The following is a 23088-nucleotide window of genomic DNA, read 5'->3' as shown; positions in this document are numbered from 1 at the left end:
GTCGACGCGACCCATGGTGCGGAATTCCTCTGCATCGACGTTTTGGGATGATGGTCCGGTGACTGACGACCCAGAAGTGGCCGACGAGACCACCCAGGAGACCGCGCCGCCGAAGCGACGGCTGGGCCTGCTGCTCGCTATCGCGGGCGTCGTGCTGGTCACCGACGTCGTCACCAAGGTGCTCGCGGTCAAACTCCTCACCCCGGGCCAGCCCGTGTCGATCATCGGCGACACGGTGACCTGGACCCTGGTGCGGAACTCGGGCGCGGCGTTCTCGATGGCCACCGGCTACACGTGGGTGCTCACACTGATCGCGACCTGCGTGGTGATCGGGATCGTGTGGATGGGTCGCCGGCTGGTGTCACCGTGGTGGGCGGTCGGGCTCGGCATGATCCTCGGTGGCGCCCTCGGCAATCTCATCGACCGGTTCTTCCGCTCGCCCGGCCCGCTGCAGGGCCACGTCGTGGACTTCCTGTCGATCGGGTGGTGGCCGGTCTTCAACGTGGCCGATCCGTGCGTCGTCGGCGGGGCGATCCTGTTGGTGGGGCTGTCGCTGTTCGGGTTCGACTACGACACCGTCGGGCGGCGGAAGGCCGCCGAGGACGAATAGATGGCCGATCGGTCGCTTCCGGTCCCGGAGGGTCTGGCGGGCATGCGGGTCGACGCGGGCCTCGCTCGGCTGCTCGGCCTGTCGCGCACGGCCGCTGCGGCGCTGGCCGAAGAAGGCGGTGTCGCGATCGACGGCGCCCCCGCGGGCAAATCGGACAAACTGACCGCGGGCGCCTGGCTGGATGTGCGGTTGCCCGAAGCGCCTGCGCCGGTGGAGAACACACCCGTCGAGATCGACGGGATGGCGATCCTGTACTCCGACGAGGACATCGTCGCCGTGGACAAGCCGCCCGGGGTCGCCGCGCACGCCACCGTGGGCTGGTCGGGTCCGACGGTGCTGGGCGGCCTGGCCGCGGCGGGCTTCCGCATCAGCACCTCGGGAATCCACGAGCGCCAGGGCATCGTGCACCGCCTCGACGTCGGCACCTCGGGGGTCATGGTCGTGGCCCTCTCGGAACGCGCCTACACGGTGCTCAAGCGGGCGTTCAAACAGCGCACCGTCGAGAAGCGTTATCACGCGCTCGTGCAAGGGCATCCCGACCCGTCGAGCGGCACGATCGACGCACCGATCGGCCGGCACCGCGGACACGACTGGAAGTTCGCGGTCACCGAGAACGGCAGGCACAGTGTCACCCACTACGACACCCTCGAGGCGCACCGCGCCGCCAGCCTGCTCGACATCGAACTGGAAACCGGTCGCACACACCAGATCCGGGTACATTTCGCCGCGCTGCACCATCCGTGCGTCGGCGATCTCACCTACGGCGCCGATCCCACGTTGGCCAAGCGGCTCAAGCTGGAACGGCAGTGGCTGCACGCACGATCGCTGGCCTTCGCGCATCCCGCCGACGGGCGCCGCGTCGAGATCACCAGTCCCTATCCGGCCGATCTGCAACACGCCCTCGACGCACTGCGCAACCACGAACTGTGAGCGACACCCGCAGACCCGGCTTGCTGTTCGGGGTCGGCGCCTACGCGTGCTGGGGAACCTTTCCCGCGTTCTTCCCGCTGCTGAAACCCGCCTCGGCCCTCGAGGTGCTCGCGCACCGCATCGTGTGGAACTTCCTGCTGATGATCGTCGTGGTCGCGGTCGTGCGCAGGCTTGGCGACCTCAAACGAATCTCCGGCCGCACGTGGCTGCTGCTGGCCGCCGCGTCGGCGCTGATCTCGATCAACTGGGGGATCTACGTCTATGCCGTCAACAACGGGCACGTGGTGGACGCGGCGCTCGGCTACTTCATCAACCCGCTGGTGGTCGTCGGGTTGGGGCTGATCGTGTTCCGGGAGCGGCTCAACCGCGCGCAGTTCGTGGCGTTGGCCGTCGCGGTGACCGGCGTGGTGGTGCTGACGGTGCAAGTGGGCGCACCGCCCTACATCGGTCTGGGTCTGGCGTTGTCTTTCGGCCTCTACGGCGCGGTCAAGAAAGTCGTGGCGACCGACCCGCGGGTCAGCGTCGGGGTGGAGGCCGGTATCGCCACGCCGTTCGCGGCGGCCTACATCGTCGTGCTGCACTGCACCGGGCACGCAACGTTCACCGACCACGGCGGTGACCACGTCGCGCTGATGGTGCTCTCGGGTGTCCTGACGGCGGTGCCGCTGTTGCTGTTCGCCGCGGCCGCACAGCGGTTGCCGCTGGTGACGATGGGCCTGCTGTTCTACCTGACGCCGGTGATGCAGCTGACGTGGGGCGTGTTCGTGGGCGGGGAGCCGATGCCGCCGGCCCGCTGGGTGGGCTTCGCGTTGATCTGGGTGGCGCTGGTGGTTTTCAGCGCCGACGCCGTCGGCCGGTCGCGGGCCGATCGGCAACTTTGCGAAACTGCCGGTTGACCTTGAACTAGCAATGTCTTAACGTTTGCTCGTGGTTGACGAGACCGAGCCGGCTCTCGGCCCGCGCGGGCGGGGACGTCCCGTGGGATCGGACTCGGCCGAGACGCGGGCCGGCATCCTTCGGGCCGCACGCGCGGTGATCAACGAACGCGGGTACGAGGCGGCGACGTTCAAGGCGATCGCGGTGCGCGCGGGGATCAGCCGGCCGACCATGCACTATTACTTCGCCACCAAAGAAGACCTCTACGACTGCCTCCAGCGTGAGGCATACGCGGCGGTCTCGGCCTCGATCGAGGCCGCTAGTCAGCGGAATACGCTGCTGGAACAGCTGACTGCGTTCGTCGCCGCCGCGGGTGAGCTGGATCCCTCGGACGGTTCGATGATGCGGTTCGTGATTGCGTCGCGACTCGAGCAGCACCGTCATCCCGGGCTGCGCGGCAGCGTCACACCGGTCGCCGAGGCGGTGGCCGACTTCTACACCTGGATGGTCGACGAAGCGATCCGCCGCGGTGAGATCCCCGAGGACGTGGACGCCCGCGCGGTGGTCAACATGCTCTCGGCGATGTTCTGGGGAATGGGGTTCTTCGGCCGGTTCGTCCACGGATCCGAACCGGCGATCGCAGTTGCCAAGCAACTGAACAGACTGTTGCGTAGAGGCTTGCTCCAGTCATCGGAGCGCCTCGCGGTCTAGCGAGAAGCCGGAATTCTGTCCGCGGCTCGAAGACACGCATTTCCGACACGCCGGGAACTGTCGGAGGGCGGTCATAGACTGGCCCTCCTATGAGCCCTTCGGATTCGCGGTCGTTCGTGCACCTGCATAACCACACCGAGTACTCGATGCTGGACGGTGCCGCGAAGGTCAAGCCGATGCTCGCCGAGGCTCAGCGTCTGGAGATGCCCGCGATCGGGATGACCGATCACGGAAACATGTTCGGCGCCAGCGAGTTCTACAACGCCGCCACCGACGCCGGGATCAAGCCGATCATCGGTGTCGAGGCCTACATCGCGCCGGGTTCGCGGTTCGACACCAAGCGCATCCTGTGGGGTGATCCGAGCCAGAAGGGCGACGACGTATCCGGCAGCGGGTCCTACACCCACATGACGATGGTGGCCGAGAACGCCACCGGGTTGCGCAACCTGTTCAAGCTGTCCTCGCTCGCCTCGTTCGAGGGGCAACTCGGCAAGTGGTCGCGCATGGACGCCGAGCTGATCGCCGAGCACGCCGAGGGCATCATCGCCACCACGGGCTGCCCGTCGGGCGAGGTGCAGACCCGGCTGCGGCTCGGCCACCATGACGAGGCCGTGGCTGCGGCCGCCAAGTGGCGGGACATCTTCGGACCGGACAACTTCTTCCTCGAGCTGATGGATCACGGCCTCGACATCGAGCGCCGTGTGCGCGAGGGGCTGCTCGACATCGGGCGCAAGCTCGGCATCCCGCCGCTGGCCACCAACGACTGCCACTACGTCACCCGCGACGCCGCCCAGAATCACGAGGCGCTGCTGTGCATCCAGACCGGCAAGACGCTCTCGGACCCGAACCGGTTCAAGTTCGACGGTGACGGCTACTTCCTCAAGACGGCCGCCGAGATGCGTGCCCTGTGGGACGACCAGGTGCCCGGCGCGTGCGACTCGACGCTGCTGATCGCCGAGCGGGTGTCGTCGTATGAGGACGTGTGGACGGTGCGCGACCGGATGCCGGTCTTCCCCGTGCCCGAGGGCCACACCCAGGAGTCCTGGCTGCGCCACGAGGTCCGCGCCGGGCTCGAGCGTCGTTTCCCCTCCGGTGACGTACCGCAGGAGTACACCGATCGCGCCGACTACGAGATCAAGGTCATCTGCGACAAGGGTTACCCGTCGTACTTCCTGATCGTGGCCGACCTGATCAACTACGCGCGTTCGGTCGACATCCGGGTCGGCCCCGGCCGCGGGTCGGCCGCCGGGTCGCTGGTCGCCTACGCACTGGGCATCACCAACATCGACCCGATCCCGTACGGGCTGCTGTTCGAGCGGTTCCTCAACCCCGAGCGGGTGTCGATGCCCGATATCGACATCGACTTCGACGACCGCCGCCGTGGTGAGATGCTGCGATACGCCGCCAACAAGTGGGGCAGCGACCGGGTGGCCCAGGTGATCACCTTCGGCACCATCAAAACCAAAGCGGCGCTGAAGGACTCGGCGCGCGTGCACTACGGCCAGCCCGGCTTCGCGATCGCCGACCGGATCACCAAGGCGCTGCCTCCGCCGATCATGGCCAAGGACATCCCGCTGTCGGGCATCACCGACCCCAACCATGAGCGGTACAAGGAGGCCGCCGAGGTCCGCGGCCTGATCGACACCGACCCCGACGTCCGCACCATCTACGAGACCGCACGCGGACTCGAGGGCCTGGTCCGCAACGCCGGTGTGCACGCCTGCGCGGTGATCATGAGCTCCGAGCCGCTCGTCGACGCGATCCCGCTGTGGAAGCGGCCCCAGGACGGCGCGATCATCACCGGCTGGGACTACCCGTCGTGCGAGGCCATCGGCCTGTTGAAGATGGACTTCCTGGGGCTGCGCAACCTGACGATCATCGGTGACGCGCTGGACAACATCAGGGCCAACCGCGGGATCGAGCTCGACCTCGAAGCCGTTCCACTCGACGACAAGGCGACCTACGAGCTGTTGGGCCGCGGCGACACGCTCGGGGTGTTCCAGCTTGACGGCGGGCCGATGCGCGACCTGCTGCGGCGCATGCAGCCGACGGGGTTCGAGGACGTCGTCGCGGTGATCGCGCTCTACCGCCCCGGTCCGATGGGCATGAACGCCCACAACGACTACGCCGACCGCAAGAACGGCCGCCAGGCGATCAAGCCGATCCACCCGGAGCTCGAAGAGCCGCTGCGCGAGATCCTCGCCGAGACCTACGGCCTGATCGTCTACCAAGAGCAGATCATGCGGATCGCGCAGAAGGTTGCCGGGTACTCGCTGGCCCGAGCCGACATTCTGCGAAAAGCCATGGGCAAGAAGAAGCGCGAAGTCCTGGAAAAGGAGTTCGAGGGCTTCTCCGAGGGCATGAAGACCAACGGCTTCTCCGCCGCCGCCATCAAGGCGCTGTGGGACACCGTGCTGCCGTTCGCCGACTACGCGTTCAACAAGTCGCACGCCGCCGGGTACGGCCTCGTCTCGTACTGGACGGCCTACCTCAAGGCCAACTATCCGGCCGAGTACATGGCCGGGTTGCTGACGTCGGTCGGTGACGACAAGGACAAGGCCGCCGTATACCTGGCCGACTGCCGCAGGCTCGGCATCACGGTGCTGCCGCCCGACGTCAACGAGTCGCACCTGAATTTCGCCTCCGTCGGCGAGGACATCCGCTACGGGCTGGGCGCGGTGCGCAACGTCGGCGCCAATGTGGTTGCCTCGGTGATCAATACGCGCACCGAGAAGGGGAAGTTCATCGACTTCTCCGACTACCTCAACAAAATCGAGATCGGCCCGTGCAACAAGAAGGTCACGGAGTCGCTGATCAAGGCCGGTGCGTTCGACTCGCTGGGGCACCCGCGCAAGGGCTTGTTCCTGATCCACACCGACGCCGTCGACTCCGTGCTGGGCACCAAGAAGGCCGAGGCGATGGGGCAGTTCGACCTGTTCGGCGGCGCCGACACGGCCACCGACGCGGTGTTCACCATCAAGGTGCCCGACGAGGAGTGGGAGGACAAGCACAAACTCGCGCTCGAACGCGAGATGCTGGGCCTCTACGTGTCCGGTCATCCGCTCAACGGCATCGCCCACCTGCTGGCCGCCCAGGTCGACACGGCGATCCCGGCCATTCTGGACGGCGACCTGCCCAACGACACGCAGGTGCGCGTCGGCGGCATCCTGGCCTCGGTCAACCGCAGGGTCAACAAGAACGGGTTGCCGTGGGCCTCGGCGCAATTGGAGGATCTGACCGGCGGCATCGAGGTGCTGTTCTTCCCGCAGACCTACTCGACGTTCGGTGCCGAGATCGCCGACGACGCCGTCGTGCTGGTCGGCGCGAAGGTGGCGATCCGCGACGATCGGATCTCATTGATCGCCAATGACCTTGTGGTGCCCGACTTCTCGAATGCGCAACTGGATCGCCCGTTGGCGGTGAGCCTGCCGACCCGACAGTGCACCGTGGACAAGGTGACCGCGCTCAAGCAGGTGCTGGCCCGCCATCCCGGCACGTCGCAGGTGCATCTGCGGTTGATCAGCGGGGAGCGGATCACCACGCTGGAACTGGACACATCGCTGCGTGTCACGCCGTCGTCGGCGCTGATGGGCGACCTCAAGGCCCTGCTGGGGCCCGGCTGTCTGGGCGGCTGACGTCAGTTCAGGACATTCACCGCCCGCGCGATGACGAGTCCCGCGGTGCCCAGCGCGACGATCGCCTGCACCGTCATCATCATCTTGGCCCACCGGGCGAGCGGCATGGTGTCGGTCGGGGAGAACGCCATGACGTTCGTCACGCTGACATAGAGGTAATCGACGAAGGTGGGCCGCCAATCCGGTTCGGCGACATGCGGAGTCGTCATCTGCGGGAACAGGAAATCGGGATAGGGCCGCTCTCCCGCGTGCCGCGCGAACGGCCCACCCCGGTCCAGCTCCCAGTACCAGATGCCGAACACGATCACGTTCGTGACGATGATCGAGGCGCCGCTGCCGAGCAGCACCGCCGCGTCGTTGCTCTCGTCGCCGCTGAGAATGCCGACCGCCAGCACGACCGCCGAGAGCGTGTTGTCGAGGGTGATCGCCGCCAGCAGGACCCATGTGGTGTACCGGCCGAACCGGGTGCGCCGGGTCATGACGCGCGGGTTGATCGCCAGCAGCGCCAGCAGCAGGAGTCCCTCCAACACCACCAGCGGCCAGCGGGGGACCAGCGTGTAGCCCTTGGGGATCGCGAGCTGCAACGCCATGACGGCCACCACCGCGATCAGCACGGGCAGCGTGCTCTCTGGATCGCCTCGCCGCAGCCAGGCCGGCGTGCGGTGCTGTTCCGGCGGTGATTCCATCACGTCATTCTGATGCGCCAGGATGATCGGATGGAGTCAAAACACGTCAGCATCTGGATCGCCGCGCCACCCGAGACCGTCTACCGGTTCGCCGCGGATCCGCAGACGTGGCCGCGCTGGGCGGCCGGTCTCGCGCAGGGCGGGCTTCGCCAGACTCCGAGCGGCTGGGTGGCCGACTCACCGATGGGCGAGGTGACGGTCGAGTTCTCGCCGCGCAACGACCTCGGTGTGCTTGACCACGTGGTGCGGCTGCCCACCGGGGAAGCGGTCTACAACCCGATGCGGGTGCAGCCCTGGAGTGTGCCGACCGACGCCGACGAGGCGCACAGCGAGGTGGTGTTCAGCGTGCGCCGACGGCCGGAAATGACCGACGAGGAGTTCGATGCCGACACCGAAGCGGTCGCCGCCGACCTGGCGACGCTGAAGAGGTTGCTCGAGGACTAGAGGCGCGCCGAGCAGAGCGCGCTGAACGCCACCCAGGTGACGGTGCCCACCGCGGCACCCGCGAGTACCGCCGTCGCCGCCGTGCCGGTCGCGATCCCGATCACCAGCGCCACGACCGCGCCCAGCACGAGGGCGATCAGCTTGTACGCCGGCCAGGGCACACCCGCCACCGACACGTCGCACGTCGCGCGTGCGGCTGCGGTGCGGAAGTTACCTGCGGCGGTCATGACCTCCACGATAGCTCGTAACTGATTTTTCGGCCACCCGAAACACCGGATCAGGCCCGCGGATTTAAAGCGCGTCTAAGCTGATGAGATGCCACTTTCCGGAGAGTATGAACCCAGCCCGTGGGACTGGGTAAGGGAACACGCCGACCGCATCACGGAGTCCGGAACCACCGAGGGTGTGGACATGAAAGGTAAACCCCTCATCCTCCTGACGACCGTCGGCGCGAAGACGGGCAAGATCCGGAAGACCCCCTTGATGCGGGTGGAACACGACGGCCAGTACGCGGTCGTGGCCTCGTTGGGTGGCGCCCCCAAGCATCCGGTCTGGTACCACAACATCAAGGCTCATCCGCGGGTGGAACTGCAGGACGGGGCGGTGACCAGGGAGTATGACGCGCGCGAGGTCACCGGTGAGGAAAAGGCCCTCTGGTGGGAGCGGGCCGTGGCGGCATGGCCCGACTACGCCGAGTACCAGAAGAAGACCGACCGCCAGATCCCGGTGTTCGTGCTGAGCCCGATTTCTTGAAAACCGCTGGTTGGTGGCACCATTGACCGGTGTCCGCTGAACTGAGCCAAAGCCCGAGGACGTCGCCGCTTCGTGCGTCGGATATCGACGAGGCCGCTCAGCGAATTGCGGACGTCGTGCTGCGCAGTCCGCTGGAGCTCAGCGAGAGGCTCTCGGAGGCCACCGGCGCGGCGGTGTATCTGAAGCGTGAGGATCTGCAGCCCGTGCGGTCCTACAAGCTGCGGGGCGCGCACAACCTGCTGATGCAGTTGTCTGCCGACGAGCTGGCCGCAGGCGTGGTGTGTTCGTCGGCGGGCAACCACGCGCAGGGCTTCGCGATGGCGTGCCGCTCGATGGGGGTCCGCGGCCGGGTCTATGTGCCGGGCAAGACGCCCAAGCAGAAGCGCGACCGCATCCGGTACCACGGTCGCGAGTTCATCCAGTTGATCGTCGGCGGCAGAACCTACGACGACGCCGCGGCCGCCGCGCTCGACGACGTCGCCCGCACGGGTGCGACGCTGGTTCACCCGTATGACGATCTGCGCACGATGGCCGGACAGGGCACGATCGCCGCGGAGATCCTCGACCAACTCGACACCGAGCCCGACCTCGTTGTCGTTCCGGTCGGCGGTGGCGGATGCATCGCGGGCATCACCACCTATGTGGTCGAACGGACGAGCGGCACCGCCGTGTTGGGAGTCGAGCCGGCGGGGGCGCCCGCGATGATCGCGGCGCTGGCGGCGGGTGAGCCGGTGACCATCGACGACGTCGACCAGTTCGTCGATGGCGCGGCGGTCAACCGCGCGGGAACGCTGCCGTACGAGGTGCTGGCGGCCGCCGGTGACATGGTGTCGATGACGACCGTCGACGAGGGCGCCGTGTGCACCGCGATGCTCGACCTGTACCAGAACGAGGGCATCATCGCCGAGCCGGCGGGGGCGCTGTCGGTGGCCGCGTTGATGGAGGCCGACATCGCACCGGGATCCACTGTGGTGTGCGTGATCTCGGGTGGCAACAACGACGTGTCCCGCTACGGCGAGGTACTGGAGCGTTCGCTGGTGCATCTCGGTCTCAAGCACTATTTCCTGGTCGACTTCCCGCAGGAACCGGGCGCGCTGCGCCGGTTCCTCGACCAGATACTCGGCCCGAACGACGACATCACCTTGTTCGAGTACGTCAAGCGCAACAACCGTGAGACCGGCGAGGCGCTGGTCGGGATCGAGTTGGGTTCGGCGACCGACTTCGAGGGCCTGCTCGAGCGCATGCGCGCCTCGGACATCCACGTCGAGGCGCTCGAGCCCGATTCGCCGGCGTACCGCTACCTGCTCTGACGGTTTCGCGCCGCCTCAGTTTCGGCGGACCACAGCGAACGAATGCCCCGGCACCCGCGTTGATGTCGCGCCCACCTCGGGCTGATCCCACGCCAGCACCACCTCGCCGGTGACCGGCACCTCGACCGCCTCGGCGCCAAGATTGCATGCGATGGAGAACGACCCGCGGTGCATCACGATCCAGCGCCGGGCTTCGTCGTAGTCGATCTGGAGGTTGTCCAGCCACGGGTCAGCCATGTCGGGCTCGTTGTGTCGCAACGCGATCAGCTCGCGGTACACCCGCCGCAGCCGGCCGTGGTCACCCTCGTCGATCTCGTCCCACTTCAGTTTCGAGCGCAAAAAGGTCTCGGGGTCCTGCGGATCGGGGATCTCGTCGGCGTCCCAGCCGTGCTCGGCGAACTCGCGCTTGCGGCCCTCGGCCGTGGCGCGCGCCAGTTCCGGCTCGGGGTGTGAGCTGAAGAACTGGAACGGCGACGACGACCCCCATTCCTCACCCATGAAAAGCATGGCCGTGTAAGGGCTTCCGAGTGCCAAGGCGGCTTTGACGGCGAGCTGGCCGGACGTCAGGTTCTGCGACGGCCGGTCGCCGACCGCCCGGTTGCCCACCTGATCGTGGGTCAGCGTGTAGGCCAGCAGCCGGGTGGCGGGGATGGTGGCGGTGTCCAGGGGACGCCCGTGTCTGCGGTGCCGGAACGACGAGTACGTGCCCGCGTGGTAGTAACCGTTCTTCAGCGTCGCGGCCAGCGCCTCGAGCGTGCCGAAATCGTTGTAGTAGCCCTGCTGTTCGCCGGACACGGCGGAGTGGATCGCGTGGTGGATGTCGTCGTCCCACTGCGCGGTCATCCCCAGTCCACCCTGGTCGCGGGGCGTGATGAGCCGCGGATCGTTGAGGTCGCTCTCGGCGATCAACGACAGCGGCCGGCCCAACTCCGCGGCCAGCGCATCGGTTTCGGCCGACAGCTCTTCGAGGATGTGGATCGCCGTCGTGTCGATGAGCGCGTGCACCGCGTCCAGGCGCAGCCCGTCGGCGTGGAAGTCGCGCATCCAGCGCAGCGCGCAGTCGATGATGTAGCGCCGCACCTCGTCGGCGTCGGCGTCGGCGATGTTGATCGACTCACCCCACGGATTGCTACCGCTGGACAGGTAGGGCCCGAACTTGGGCAGGTAGTTCCCCGACGGGCCCAGGTGGTTGAACACGGCGTCGATCAGCACCCCGAGTCCGCGTTGGTGGCAGGCGTCGATCAGGCGCACCAGCGCGTCGGGCCCGCCGTAGGGTTCGTGTACCGCGTACCAGAGCACACCGTCGTAACCCCACCCGTGGGTCCCGCCGAACGCGTTGACCGGCATCAGCTCGACGAGGTCGACGCCGAGATCGACGAGGTAGTCGAGCTTGTCGATCACCGCGTCGAATGTGCCTTCGGGGGTGAAGGTTCCAACGTGCAGCTCGTAGATCACCGCACCCTCGATCGAGCGGCCTGCCCAGTCGCCGTCCGTCCATGCCGTCGGATCGGGTTGCCACAGCTGCGATCTCTCGTGCACGCCGTCGGGCTGACGGGGGGAGCGGGGATCGGGGAGCACCTTCGGGTCGTCGTCGAGGACGAAGCCGTAGCGTGCGTCGGACGCGGCCTCGACCTCGGCGCGCCACCACCCATCGGCCGCCGGGGTCATGTCATGCAGTGTGCCGTCGACGTCGAGCCGGACCCGTTGCGGTCGCGGCGCCCACACGCTGAATTCAGCCATCGACCCGCTCCAACAGTACGACCGGCAGGTCGGTGAAGAGTTCGGCGGCCAGCACCCGCCCGTGGTGTCGACGCCCGCCGATGCGGTCCGCCCAGGTGCCCGGGGGCAGGGCGACAGCGGTGTCCCCCCAACCGGTTTCGGAGAGCCGCACCGAATGCCGGGTGACCGCGGTCAGGACATCGTCACCGCGCAGGAACGCCACGAGGTGTTGCGCCGCGGGCCCGTCGGCCAGCACAGGGGTGTAGCCGCCGGTCGAAAACGTTGTCGGCCGCTCCTTTCGGACCGCCAGCGCGGCGGCGACAACCCGCAGCTTGGGATGGCGCATCGCCTGCAGCGCATCGCGGCGAGCCGCGTAGTCGACGGGCCGGCGGTTGTCCGGATCGACCAGGCTGTCCTCCCACAGCTCGGTGCCCTGGTAGACGTCGGGCACGCCGGGCGCGGTGAGCGCCAACAACTTCTGGCCGAGCGCGTCGCTGCGGGCATGCAGGTCGAGCCGCGCGACCAAACCAGACATCTCCGTGGCCACCGGGCCATCGATCACGGCGTCCAGCCAGGCGTGCAGGCGGGTCTCGAAGTCATCGTCCGGATCGTTCCAGGTGGTGTGCGCCGCGGCTTCGCGGATGGCCTTCTCCGCATAGGCATGCAGTCGCTCACGCAACTCGTCGCTCACGCTGCCGTCGGCCGGCCAGACCCCAAACATGTTCTGCAGCAGGAAGAAACCGGTTGTGCGGTCGGGAGCCGGGGTGCGTTGCTCCCACGCGGTGACATACTCTGCCCACAGCGACGGAACCTGCGACAGCACTCCGATGCGTGCGCGGACGTCCTCACCGCGCTTGGTGTCGTGGGTGGTCAGCGCGACCATCGCGTCGGGCCACATCCGTGCGCGCACCGCGGCCCGCTGGTGGAACTCGGCGACGCTGACCCCGAAATGGTGCGGTTCGGAACCGACCTCGTTGAGCGAGACCAGTCGCGCGTCGCGGTAGAACAGGCAGTCCTCCATCGATTTCGCCGTCGCCGCGCCGCACAGCTGCTGCAACCGGACATCGGCCTCCTTGCTGACCGCCAGCGCGGTTGCGATCAGCGCCAGCGGTTCGGCCAATTCCGGTTCCGCGGAGGCTGTTTCGGCGAGCGCGCTGGGCAGGACACCCGACAGCGAGCGGTAGTCGGAGCGGTAGACGTCGATGCGGCTGAGCAGAGCGGCGATCGCTGCGGGCAGGTCGTGGTGGTCGGTGCCGGTGGCGCTGACCATAGTGCGGCGCAACCGGGCCAGCTCACTGCCCAGGGTCTCGGTCACCGCATTCGCCTTGAGGGTGCGCGCGAGATCCGGCATCGAACTGTAGGCCAAGCCGGTGGAGTCGAACAGGTTGGTCAGCGCCTCCTCGCCCGAGGGATCGATGAACACCCCGCCGATCTCCCGCATCGCGTCGTAGCCGGTGGTGCCGGCCACCGGCAGCGTCGGCTCCAGCGGCTCGTCTGCGGCCAGGATCTTCTCGATCACGATCCAGGCGTCGGGGCCGGTGAGTTCACGCAGCCAGGAAAGATATCCGGCGGGGTTCGACAGCCCGTCCGGGTGATCGATGCGGATGCCGTCGACCAACCCCTCGTCGAACCACCGTTTCACTTCGGCGTGGGTGGCGTCGAAAACGGCGCGGTCCTCCTGGCGCAATCCGGCCAACGAGGTGATCGAAAAGAATCGGCGATAGCCGCAGACCCCGTTCTTCCAACCGATCAGGTGATAGTGCTGGCGAGCGTGCACCTGCGGACCGGTCCCGTTCTCGGTGCCGGGCGCGATGGGGTAGACGAGGTCGCCGAGGCGCAGCACGGGCTCGGCGCCGCTGGTGTCGACCTCGAGATCGTCGGCGTCGTCGTCGGATCCGAGCACCGGCAGCACGACCCGCCCGCCGTCGAGATCCCAATCAACATCAAAGAAGGACGCGTAGGCCGATGCGCGTCCGTGCTTGAGGACGTCCCACCACCAGGCGTTCTGCCGCGGTTTCTCCACACCCACGTGGTTGGGCACGATATCGACGATCAAGCCGATGCCTTTGTCGCGGGCCGCGCGCGACAAGCGTGCGAACCCCTCGGGCCCGCCGAGCTCGGCGGACACCGTCGTCGGGTCGGTGACGTCGTAGCCGTGCGTGGACCCTTCGGCCGCGGTGAGGATCGGCGACAGGTACAGATGGGACACGCCGAGCGCCGAGTAGTAATCGAGCAGTTTCTCGGCATCGGCGAATGTGAAAGAGTCGCCACGCATCTGGAGGCGGTACGTCGACTGGACCGGCATCTGTCGCGCCATCAGGCCGTCTTGCGCATGACCAGCAGCGAGCGCGCCGGCAGCGAGATCTTCTCGCCGGCCTTGGCCACCAGCTCGGTGGACCCGGTGGTGTCCGCCGTGTCCAGCGCCGCGGTCCACTCCTTTGCGTAGTCGCCCGACGGAGTGACGAAGTCCTGCGTACGGTCATGGGCGTTGAAGCACAACAGGAATGAGTCGTCGACGACTCGCTCGCCGCGTTCGTTCGGCGCCGCGATGGCGTCACCGTTGAGGAACACCGCAACACATTTGCCCAGTCCCGTACCCCAGTCTTCCAGGGTCATCTCCTCACCGGCGGGAGTCAGCCACGCGATGTCACGGACCTGATCGCCGCTGCGGATCGGCTTGCCCTCGAAGAATCTGCGCCTGCGGAAGACCGGGTGGTCTGTGCGCAGCTGAGTGACCTTGCGGGTGAACTCGAGCAGGTCGGCGTTCTTCTCGCACAGCGACCAGTCCATCCAGGAGATCTCGGAGTCCTGGCAGTACACGTTGTTGTTGCCCCGCTGGGTGCGGCCGATCTCGTCGCCGTGCGAGATCATCGGCGTGCCCTGCGAAACCATCAGCGTGCCCATGATGTTGCGCATCTGCTTACCGCGCAGCGCCAGAATGTCCGCATCGTCTGTGGGGCCCTCGACACCGCAGTTCCACGACCGGTTGTGGCTCTCGCCGTCGCGGTTGTCCTCGCCGTTGGCCTCGTTGTGTTTCTCGTTGTAGGACACCAGGTCGTTCAACGTGAAGCCGTCGTGGCAGGTGACGAAGTTGATGCTCGCGCTGGGGCGCCGGCCGGTCGCCTCGTAGAGGTCGGATGAACCGGTCAGCCGCGATGCGAACTCGCCGAGGGTTGCGGGCTCGCCCCGCCAGTAATCACGCACAGTGTCGCGATACTTCCCGTTCCACTCGGTCCACAAACCTGGGAAATTGCCGACCTGGTAGCCGCCTTCGCCGACGTCCCACGGTTCGGCGATCAGCTTGACCTGGCTGACCACCGGATCCTGTTGCACCAGGTCGAAAAACGCGCTCAGCCGGTCGACATCGTAGAACTCGCGGGCCAGGGTGGCGGCCAGGTCGAACCGGAACCCGTCGACGTGCATCTCCATCACCCAGTAACGCAACGAGTCCATGATCAGCTGCAGGGTGTGCGGGTGGCGGGCGTTGAGGCTGTTGCCGGTCCCGGTGAAGTCCTTGTACAGCCGAAGATCACCGTCGAGCAGCCGGTAGTAGGCGGCGTTGTCGATGCCCCGGAAGTTCAGCGTCGGGCCGAGATGGTTGCCCTCGGCGGTGTGGTTGTAGACCACGTCGAGGATGACCTCGATCCCGGCCTCGTGGAACGCCCGGACCATGGTCTTGAACTCGGCGACCGCGCCGCCGGCATGCTTGTTCGCGGCGTATTCGTGGTGCGGCGCGAAGAACCCGAAAGTGTTGTAGCCCCAGTAGTTTCGCAGCCCGAGGTCGACGAGCCGGTGATCGTGGAGGAACTGGTGGACCGGCATCAGCTCGATGGCGGTCACGTTCAGCGACTTGAGGTGGTCGATGATCACCGGGTGGTGCAGGCCCGCGTAGGTGCCGCGGAGCCCCTCGGGGATACCCGGATGCCGCTGCGTCATGCCCTTGACGTGGGCCTCGTAGATCACCGTCTCGTGGTAGGGCGTGCGCGGTGCGCGGTCCGAGGCCCAGTCGAAGTACGGGTTGATCACGACGCTGGTCATGGTGTGCCCGAGGGAGTCGACGCCCGGCGGGGTACCGCCGGACGCGAGATCCTCGGCGTTCAGGTCGTAGGAGAACAGCGCCTGGGAGAACTCGAAGTCACCGTGGAAGGACTTGCCGTACGGGTCGAGCAGCAGCTTGCTCGGATCGCACCGGTGGCCCGCCGCGGGATCCCACGGGCCGTGCACGCGAAAGCCGTAGCGCTGTCCCGGGGTGACCGTCGGCAGGTAGCAGTGCCAGACGTAGCCGTCGACCTCCTCGAGGTTGATCCGCTGCTCGCTGCCGTCCTTGCCGATCAGGCACAGTTCGACCCGATCGGCCACCTCGGAGAACACCGAGAAGTTGGTGCCCGCGCCGTCATAGGTCGCGCCCAGGGGATACGCCGCTCCCGGCCAGACGGTGGGTACCGAAGTCTCCGGTCCTCCTCGCGTACGGGAAGCCGGTTCGCCGGAAGGCATCAGCCAACCCACCAGCCGGTGGCGGCGGCGATCTGACGGCCGAGTTCGGGGGCCATCGTGCGCATATACGTCTTCGAGATGTGATGAGCGTCGTGGTAGAGCAACACGTTCCCCTCCACGGCTCGGCAAATCTCTTTGCGGCACACCGCATCACTCATGTCGAGCGGCTTCATCAGCGGGAACCGCTCGACGAAATCGAGTGTCGGGTTGCGCTCCGAGAGTACGTCGGATCGCCGTGTTCCACAGGAGATGGCGTCACCGCCGTCGGCGAGGCAGTCAGCGGCGAAGAACGGTTCACCGTTGCGGACCAGCCAGGGCGTGTCCCGCATGGCGAGGATCGGGATGTCGTTGTCGGACAATTCCTGCCAAATACCGACATAGGTCGCGGGCATCACGTCACCGGCCCTGATGTTCCAGGGCCGCGTGGAGGTGGTGAAGACGTAGTCGGGCCGGTCGGCCACGATCTTGGCCATCACCCGCTTGTTCCACTCATGGCACTTCGGGTACGGGCGATTGTCGCCCATCACCAGCGGCACCTCTTCGGTGGTCAACGGGCACCCCATCTTCAGATAAGTGACGATCTTGAAGTGGTGCCGTTTGCCGAGCAGGTCGAGCGCGGTGACCCAGTGTTCGGCGTGCGATCCGCCGGCCAGCGCGATCGTGCGCTTGGCGTGCTTGTCGCCGTAGGTGCAGTTGATCACGTCGACGGTTTCGAAGTCGCTGATGCACCCGTCCTCGGTGGTCTCCGGCAAGTCGTTCTTGGCCTCCAGCACGCTGGGGCGCATCGGGAGCTTGGGCACCCTGGCGTTGCTCAGCAGCGCGGCGGCGCCGGGGTAGTCCTGGGTCGAGAGCGACACGAGCTCGGCCCCGTTGGTGCGCTGGACGAGCACATGCTCCCGCCAGGTGAACGAGGTGACGGTCAACGCGACACCCAGCAGGGCGACCACGGACCCCAGTACCACCGGCGGCCTGCGCCGGCGCGCCTTCTTCGGTGCGACCGTGCGCTGGGCGGAGGCACTGCGGTAGCGCAGCGGGTTCTCCACGTACTTGGTGGTCAGCCACGCCAGCACCCCGGACACCAGCAGAACCACCGCTCCTTCGACGAAGGTGGCGCGGCTGTGCCCGGTGTAGGACAGCCAGAAGATCAGCAGCGGCCAGTGCCAGAGATACAGCGAGTAGGCCATCGCGCCCAGCGATACGAAGGGCGCCGACGCGAGCAGGCGGTTGGGCAGCGGCATCCGGCCCGCGGTGTGCGGGTCGGCCACCCGGTTCGCCGCCGACAGGATGAACAGGACGGTGGCGCCGACCGGGACCAGCGCCCACGGCCCGGGGAACTCCCTGACGCCGTCGATCAGCGCGCCGCACGCCAGGATCGCCGCCAGCGCCACCACCGCGGCCGTCGTCCGCAGCCACATCGGCATCCGCAGATGTGTCACGAGCGCACCGATCAGCGCCCCGAGCAGCAGTTCCCACGCCCTGGCGAAGCTGTTGTAGTACGCGGTGGCCTGGTCGGCGTTGTGGGCGTAAACGGCGTAGACGAACGACGCGATGGTCAGCACGCTGAGCAGCACGACGAACGCCACCCGCGTGTACCGGCCGAAGACCCGTCGAAACAGCAAGGCGGACAAGAAGATTATCGCCAGGAACGCGATGTAGAACTGGCCCTGCACCGACATCGACCAGATGTGCTGCAGCGGGCTCACCGCCTCGCCCGCGCGCAGGTAGTTCGACGCGGAGTTGGCGAGTTCCCAGTTCTGGAAGTACCCGAGGCTGGCCAGGCTCTGGTCGGCGAAGGTCTCCCAGCGCGTCTGCGGCTGGATTAGCACGGTCAGCACCGCCGACGCCGCGAGCACGACCACCAGCGCAGGCAGCAACCGCCGGATCAGCCGCGACACCTCAGGCCCGGGCCGCAGCGACACACCCGGCGTCATCGCCGCGCGCAGCAGGCGTCCGCCGAAGAAGAAGCCCGACAACGCGAGGAACACGTCCACACCGCCGGACACCCGGCCGAACCACACGTGAAAGACGGCGACGAGCGCGATCGCGATGCCGCGCAAACCGTCGAGATCGTGCCGGTAGGCCGCTGAAGAGCGGGTGCCGCTCGAAACTTTCGCGGCGCGCGACGGACGTCCCGGATAGCGGACGGGCGCCGACCGGGCAGGGGCGAGGGTCATCATGGTCGACCGATAATCTACCGAAGGTGCCGGGACTGACGCCTGCCGAGATCGGTGCGATCGACGCCGCCCACGTCTGGCATCCCTATAGCACGATCGGCGCGGAAGCCCTGGCCCCCGTCGTCGCGGTCGGGGCCCGCGGCGCCTGGCTCACACTTCATCACGAGGGGCGCGAGCTGCAGGTACTCGACGCGATGGCTTCGTGGTGGACCGCGATCCACGGCCATGGGCATCCGCTGCTCGACGCCGCCGTCACCGATCAGCTCGCCACCATGAATCACGTCATGTTCGGTGGGCTCACCCACGAACCGGCCGCGCGGCTCGCGCAGTTGCTCGTCGAGATCACCCCCGACGGCCTGGACACCGTGTTCTTCAGCGACTCGGGATCGGTATCGGTCGAGGTCGCCGTGAAGATGGCGCTGCAGTACTGGCGGAGCCTGGGGCGGGGCGCCAAACATCGCCTGATGACGTGGCGCGGGGGATACCACGGCGACACCTTCACCCCGATGAGCGTGTGCGACCCGGACGGTGGGATGCATGCACTGTGGACCGATGTGCTGATGGCGCAGGAGTTCGCGCCGCCGGTGCCGCGCGACTACGACGCCGGATACGTCGAGGCGTTCGAGAGGCAGTTGGCCGAACACGCCGACGAACTGGCCGCGGTGATCGTCGAACCCGTCGTGCAGGGCGCGGGCGGGATGCGTTTCCACGACCCTCGGTACCTCGCCTCGCTTCGCGATATCTGCTCACGGCACGAGGTGCTGCTGATCTTCGACGAGATCGCGACCGGCTTCGGCCGCACCGGTGAACTGTTCGCCGCCGACCACGCGGGCGTGAGCCCCGACATCATGTGCGTCGGCAAGGCGCTGACCGGCGGCTACATCACGTTGGCGGCGACCCTGTGCACGCGCGAAATCGCCGCCACGATCAGCTCGAATGAGCCCGGCGCGTTGATGCATGGCCCCACCTTCATGGCCAACGCGCTGGCGTGCGCGGTCGCGGTCGCCGCGGTGGAGCTGCTGGTCGGCCAGGACTGGCGGACGCGGGTGCGCGAGATCGAGGCGGGACTGCGTTCGGGGCTGGCCGCCGCCTCGTCGCTGCCCGGTGTGGCCGACGTGCGGGTGCTCGGCGCCATCGGGGTCATCGAGATGGACCGACCCGTCGACCTGAAGGTCGCGACGCCCGCGGCCCTGGAGCACGGGCTGTGGCTGCGCCCGTTCCGCAACCTCATCTACGCGATGCCGCCGTACATCTGCACGCCCGAAGAGATCGCGCAGATCACCGCGGGGATGGTGGCCGTCGCCCGGGCGGTGTGAACCGCATTTGTGCCGTCGCGCGCAGGTGACTTAACCTGAACGCTGTTCAAGTCCGATGCGAGGAGCACGGTGACGCGCGCAGGTCTCTCACCGCTGGCGTGGCTCGACGATGTCGAAAGGCAGCGGCGCGCCGCGGGTCTGCGCCGATCCCTGCGTCCGCGGCCACCGGTCGGCACCGAACTCGACCTGGCCTCCAACGACTATCTGGGCCTGTCGCAGCACCCCGCGGTCATCGACGGCGGGGTGGCCGCATTGCGGACCTGGGGTGCGGGTTCCACCGGATCACGGCTGGTGACCGGAAACACCGAACTGCACGAAGGTTTCGAGCGGGCGCTGGCCGAGTTCGTCGGCGCGGAGTCGGCGCTGGTGTTCTCCTCCGGCTACACCGCCAACCTCGGCGCCGTTGTGGCGCTGTCGGGTGCCGGGTCACTGCTGGTGTCCGACGCCCTCACCCACGCGTCGTTGGTCGACGCGTGCCGGTTGTCGCGGGCCCGAGTCGTCGTCACGCCCCATCGTGACGTCGCCGCGGTGGAGGCGGCGCTGGCGGCGCGCGGTGAGGAGCGCGCGGTGGTGCTGACGGACTCCGTCTTCTCCGCCGACGGCGACCTCGCCCCGTTGCGCGCCCTGCACGACGTATGCCGGCACCACGGCGCACTGCTGATCGTCGACGAGGCCCACGGTCTGGGCGTCCGCGGCACGGGCGGACGCGGGCTGTTGCACGAAGTCGGTTTGGCAGGTGCGCCCGACATCGTGATGACGACGACGCTGTCCAAGGCGCTGGGCAGTCAAGGCGGCGTGGTGCTGGGCCCGGCGGCCGTGCGGGACCACCTGATCGACGCGGCCCGGCCGTTCATCTTCGACACCGGACTCGCGCCCGCCGCCGTCGGTGCGGCCTGGGCGGCACTCGACATCCTGATCGCCGAGCCGTGGCGCGCAGCGGCCGTGATCGACCGCGCCGCGGAACTCGCGTCGATCTGCGCGGTGCCCGAGCGGCCCGAATCGGCCGTCGTGTCAGTGATTCTCGGCGACCCCGAGGTCGCCTTCGGCGCCGCGGTTGCGTGCCTGGATCGCGGTGTCCGGGCGGGGTGCTTCCGCCCTCCGACGGTGCCCGCAGGTACTTCGCGGCTGCGACTGACCGCCCGGGCGTCGCTGACCGACGACGAGATTCAGTTGGCGGGCGAGGTGCTCGCCGACGTGCTGGCGACCGCGCGCCGGTGAGCACGCTCCTTGTCACGGGCACCGACACCGGCGTCGGAAAGACGGTCGCCACCGCCGCCCTGGCATGCCATGCCCGGCTTGCGGGCATCGATGTCGCGGTGTGCAAACCCGTCCAGACCGGCAGCCCGCGCGACGACGACCTCGCCGACGTCGGGCGGCTCTCGGGTGGGACGCGGCTGCACGGCGGATGGCGGTATCCCGAGCCGCTGGCGCCCGTCGCGGCCGCGCGAAGAGCGGGGATGACGCTGCCGACCCGCGCCGAACTCGTCGAATCGGTGCGATCGGTGACCGCGGCGCTGACCCTCGTCGAGGGGGCCGGCGGGTTGCTCGTCGAAATCGGAGCGGGAACGACGCTGCGCGACCTCGCGGCCGAGCTGGGCGCGCCGGTGCTGGTCGTCGTCTCCGCCGGTCTGGGCACGCTCAACCACACCGCGTTGACGCTGGAAGCCCTTGCCGGCAAAGGCATTTCGTGTGCCGGCCTAGTAATCGGCGCATGGCCGTCGGCGCCGGGTCTCGCCGAGCAGGGCAACCGCGAGGCGCTGGCCGAGCTGGCTCCCGTGCGGGCGATCCTGCCTGCGGGTGCCGGGGCACTGACCGCTGCGGAGTTCGAGAGCATGAGCGCCGGCGCCTTCGACCCCGCGTGGGTCCGAAGTCTGGTGTAGGCATGGTGCATTCCGTCGAGCTGATCTTCGATCCGGACACTGACGCGAAGATCCGCGCTGTCTGGGACGACCTCACGCGCGCCGGGATCCGCAGTCAGGCCAGCAACACGTCGCCGAGCAATCGGCCGCACATCACGGTGACCGTCGCCGAGAACATCGACGAGGCGGCCAACACCGCATTACGTCCGGTACTCAAACTGCTGCCGCTGGCGTGCACCGTCGGGGCCCCGATGCTGTTCGGCGGTCGCGTGTTCACCCTGGTGCGACTGGTGGTGCCCTCGGAGGAATTGCTGGCGTTGCACCGCCACGTGCACGAGTTGTGCCTGCCGCACATGCCGGCCGGCGTCCTGGGCCACGCTGATCCGGGGCAGTGGACGCCGCATGTGACGCTGGCGCGTCGCGTCGGGCCCGACAAGCTTCCCGCCGCGCTGACGCTCAAGTCTGTGGGGCGCGAACTGCGGGGTACGGTGACCGGCCTGCGTCACTGGGACGGCGACAACCGGGTCGAGTATCCCATCAGCTGACCGTTGCGCCAACGCTTTTCGGCACGCACATCCGCCAACCGTCGATCACCAGCTCGCGTAGTTCGTCGTAGGCGATCGCGTCGAGCCTGACCAGAATCCAGTTGAACCGCATCTCCGACTTGCGCGGCAACGCGAACTTGTCGGGCTCGGCGGCCACCATCGCGGCCCGCTCCTCCTTGGGAAAGGCGACCCCCATCACCGTCTCGTCGCGCGAGAACGCGACGTAGACCAGGCGCCCCGCCCGAAACCTGACGCTGTCGCGGACCACCGCCTCGGATGACCGCGGCAACGTCGCGGTGATGCGCCGCACGTCGTCGACGGTGATCACTGCTCCGATCCTCGTCGAGAGTGCGCTTATGCGTGAGAAATCGGCGAATCTTCGCGAACAAGCTCACGTTCGCCGACGCGGATCCCGCTGATGAGCAGTCCCACGCCGAAGCGGAACCGTGCCGAGGCGTCCTCGGTGAGTACCGACTGGTCGCCGGGCAGGTCGGCGCCGGCGGCGTCCCACTGCAGCCGCGACTGCTCGTCGACCGTGAAGCCCAACACGTAGTACACGACGGTGCGGGCGGCCAGCTCGGCGTGGCCGACGGGCACCCCGGCGTCGGCGGCCGCCTCGGTGAGCCGTTCGAGGATCTGCGCCATCGCGGTCGACTGCCCAGCCGCGAAGCTGGCCGACACCAGCTCGGCGCCGTCGGTGTGCGACAACAGCGCATCGCGCAGCGCCGCGCAGATCCCCGACACCCGGTCCCGCCAGGCTCCGGTGGGGTCACCGACGGGCTCGAGGATGCGGTCGGCGACCGCACCCAGCAGCTGCTGCTTGCTGGTGAAGTGCCAGTACAGCGCCCCGGGGGAGACCTCGAGCTCGCGTGCCAGCCGACGCATGGTCAGGTCGGCAAGGCCATAGCTGTCCAACAACGTCGCCGCCGCGGCCACCACATCGCGTTTGTGAAGCTGCACGCCCGTACCCTAACCTGAACACCGTTCAATTGTCGGCTCGCCGACGTGTTCAAGTGACAGAGGTGA

At 67.8% G+C, this 23088-nt stretch carries 20 protein-coding genes; 12 read left to right on the top strand and 8 right to left on the bottom strand.

Going from position 1 to position 23088, the window contains the following annotated elements; translation table 11 throughout:
• The first annotated feature begins 13 nt into the window (after positions 1-13).
• The 5 genes from lspA to dnaE all read left to right on the top strand — a co-directional run bounded on the left by lspA (position 14) and on the right by dnaE (position 6762).
• Positions 14-610, top strand: a complete 597-nt coding sequence (gene lspA / locus RMCN_RS13235) for a signal peptidase II (RefSeq protein WP_067389840.1) — start codon at positions 14-16, stop codon at positions 608-610.
• Complete coding sequence (locus RMCN_RS13230; RefSeq protein ID WP_067389836.1) at positions 611-1540, top strand: RluA family pseudouridine synthase; 930 nt, start codon at positions 611-613, stop codon at positions 1538-1540.
• A complete protein-coding gene (rarD, locus tag RMCN_RS13225; RefSeq protein WP_064416237.1) occupies positions 1537-2436 on the top strand; it encodes an EamA family transporter RarD in 900 nt (299 codons plus the stop codon). Before RMCN_RS13230 ends, rarD begins: the two co-directional genes overlap by 4 nt.
• A 31-nt stretch (positions 2437-2467) precedes the next feature.
• A complete protein-coding gene (locus RMCN_RS13220; RefSeq protein WP_067389834.1) occupies positions 2468-3127 on the top strand; it encodes a TetR/AcrR family transcriptional regulator in 660 nt (219 codons plus the stop codon).
• 89 nt (positions 3128-3216) lie between these two features.
• Positions 3217-6762, top strand: a complete 3546-nt coding sequence (gene dnaE / locus RMCN_RS13215; RefSeq protein WP_064416235.1) for a DNA polymerase III subunit alpha — start codon at positions 3217-3219, stop codon at positions 6760-6762.
• A 2-nt stretch (positions 6763-6764) separates the two neighbouring features.
• On the opposite strand, the gene RMCN_RS13210 is transcribed toward dnaE, so the two are convergent.
• Positions 6765-7448, bottom strand: a complete 684-nt coding sequence (locus RMCN_RS13210; RefSeq protein ID WP_110765834.1) for a hypothetical protein — start codon at positions 7446-7448, stop codon at positions 6765-6767.
• A 30-nt stretch (positions 7449-7478) separates the two neighbouring features.
• Here RMCN_RS13210 and RMCN_RS13205 point away from each other — a divergent pair, with 30 nt between their 5' ends.
• Positions 7479-7892: an SRPBCC family protein gene (locus RMCN_RS13205; RefSeq protein WP_067389831.1), complete on the top strand. Its 414-nt coding sequence runs from the start codon at positions 7479-7481 to the stop codon at positions 7890-7892.
• Here RMCN_RS13205 and RMCN_RS13200 read toward each other — a convergent pair.
• Positions 7889-8119 (bottom strand): hypothetical protein, encoded by a 231-nt coding sequence (locus RMCN_RS13200; protein ID WP_067391080.1) that lies wholly within the window; start codon positions 8117-8119, stop codon positions 7889-7891. The genes RMCN_RS13205 and RMCN_RS13200 overlap by 4 nt on opposite strands.
• Positions 8120-8207: 88 nt before the next feature.
• Here RMCN_RS13200 and RMCN_RS13195 point away from each other — a divergent pair, with 88 nt between their 5' ends.
• Both RMCN_RS13195 and ilvA read left to right on the top strand, forming a co-directional pair.
• Entirely contained in the window at positions 8208-8645 is a 438-nt protein-coding gene (locus RMCN_RS13195; protein ID WP_064416232.1) for a nitroreductase family deazaflavin-dependent oxidoreductase, read from the top strand.
• 29 nt (positions 8646-8674) lie between these two features.
• On the top strand, positions 8675-9955 hold the full coding sequence (ilvA, locus tag RMCN_RS13190; RefSeq protein WP_064416231.1) for a threonine ammonia-lyase IlvA: 1281 nt from the start codon (positions 8675-8677) through the stop codon (positions 9953-9955).
• Between the two features lie 15 nt (positions 9956-9970).
• Here the strand turns inward: ilvA and treZ are convergent, their stop codons facing one another.
• From treZ to RMCN_RS13170, 4 genes are read right to left on the bottom strand one after another with little or no spacing between them, the layout of a single operon-like run.
• Entirely contained in the window at positions 9971-11695 is a 1725-nt protein-coding gene (gene treZ, locus RMCN_RS13185) for a malto-oligosyltrehalose trehalohydrolase (RefSeq protein WP_067389828.1), read from the bottom strand.
• Positions 11688-13979 carry a malto-oligosyltrehalose synthase gene (gene treY / locus RMCN_RS13180; RefSeq protein WP_067391077.1) on the bottom strand — a complete coding sequence of 764 codons (2292 nt, stop codon included), beginning with the start codon at positions 13977-13979 and terminating at the stop codon, positions 11688-11690. The genes treZ and treY overlap by 8 nt, the downstream gene beginning before the upstream one ends.
• Before the next feature lie 11 nt (positions 13980-13990).
• A complete protein-coding gene (glgX, locus tag RMCN_RS13175) occupies positions 13991-16168 on the bottom strand; it encodes a glycogen debranching protein GlgX (protein WP_067391074.1) in 2178 nt (725 codons plus the stop codon).
• Positions 16168-18345 (bottom strand): acetyltransferase SucT, encoded by a 2178-nt coding sequence (locus tag RMCN_RS13170; protein ID WP_067389824.1) that lies wholly within the window; start codon positions 18343-18345, stop codon positions 16168-16170. Before RMCN_RS13170 ends, glgX begins: the two co-directional genes overlap by 1 nt.
• Before the next feature lie 23 nt (positions 18346-18368).
• On the opposite strand from RMCN_RS13170, the gene RMCN_RS13165 reads away from it, so the two are divergent.
• The 4 genes from RMCN_RS13165 (at position 18369) to RMCN_RS13150 (ending at position 22062) form a co-directional block, all read left to right on the top strand.
• Entirely contained in the window at positions 18369-19658 is a 1290-nt protein-coding gene (locus tag RMCN_RS13165) for an adenosylmethionine--8-amino-7-oxononanoate transaminase (protein WP_067389821.1), read from the top strand.
• Positions 19659-19727: 69 nt separating this feature from the next.
• The gene (locus tag RMCN_RS13160; RefSeq protein WP_067389818.1) at positions 19728-20876 is read left to right on the top strand and encodes an 8-amino-7-oxononanoate synthase; all 1149 of its coding nucleotides are present in this window, start codon (positions 19728-19730) and stop codon (positions 20874-20876) included.
• The gene (gene bioD, locus RMCN_RS13155; RefSeq protein WP_064416225.1) at positions 20873-21538 is read left to right on the top strand and encodes a dethiobiotin synthase; all 666 of its coding nucleotides are present in this window, start codon (positions 20873-20875) and stop codon (positions 21536-21538) included. Before RMCN_RS13160 ends, bioD begins: the two co-directional genes overlap by 4 nt.
• Before the next feature lie 2 nt (positions 21539-21540).
• Positions 21541-22062, top strand: coding sequence for a 2'-5' RNA ligase family protein (locus RMCN_RS13150; protein WP_067389815.1), 522 nt, complete (start codon positions 21541-21543; stop codon positions 22060-22062).
• Here RMCN_RS13150 and RMCN_RS13145 read toward each other — a convergent pair.
• On the bottom strand, positions 22055-22390 hold the full coding sequence (locus RMCN_RS13145) for an MmcQ/YjbR family DNA-binding protein (protein WP_067389812.1): 336 nt from the start codon (positions 22388-22390) through the stop codon (positions 22055-22057). The two genes, RMCN_RS13150 and RMCN_RS13145, sit on opposite strands and share 8 nt — an antisense overlap.
• Before the next feature lie 26 nt (positions 22391-22416).
• Positions 22417-23022 (bottom strand): TetR/AcrR family transcriptional regulator C-terminal domain-containing protein, encoded by a 606-nt coding sequence (locus tag RMCN_RS13140; protein WP_064416222.1) that lies wholly within the window; start codon positions 23020-23022, stop codon positions 22417-22419.
• Positions 23023-23088: the final 66 nt, after the last annotated feature.

Source organism: Mycolicibacterium novocastrense, from assembly GCF_001570485.1.
In the GTDB taxonomy this organism is placed as follows: domain Bacteria; phylum Actinomycetota; class Actinomycetes; order Mycobacteriales; family Mycobacteriaceae; genus Mycobacterium; species Mycobacterium novocastrense.
This window is presented reverse-complemented; position numbering and strand designations above follow the sequence as displayed.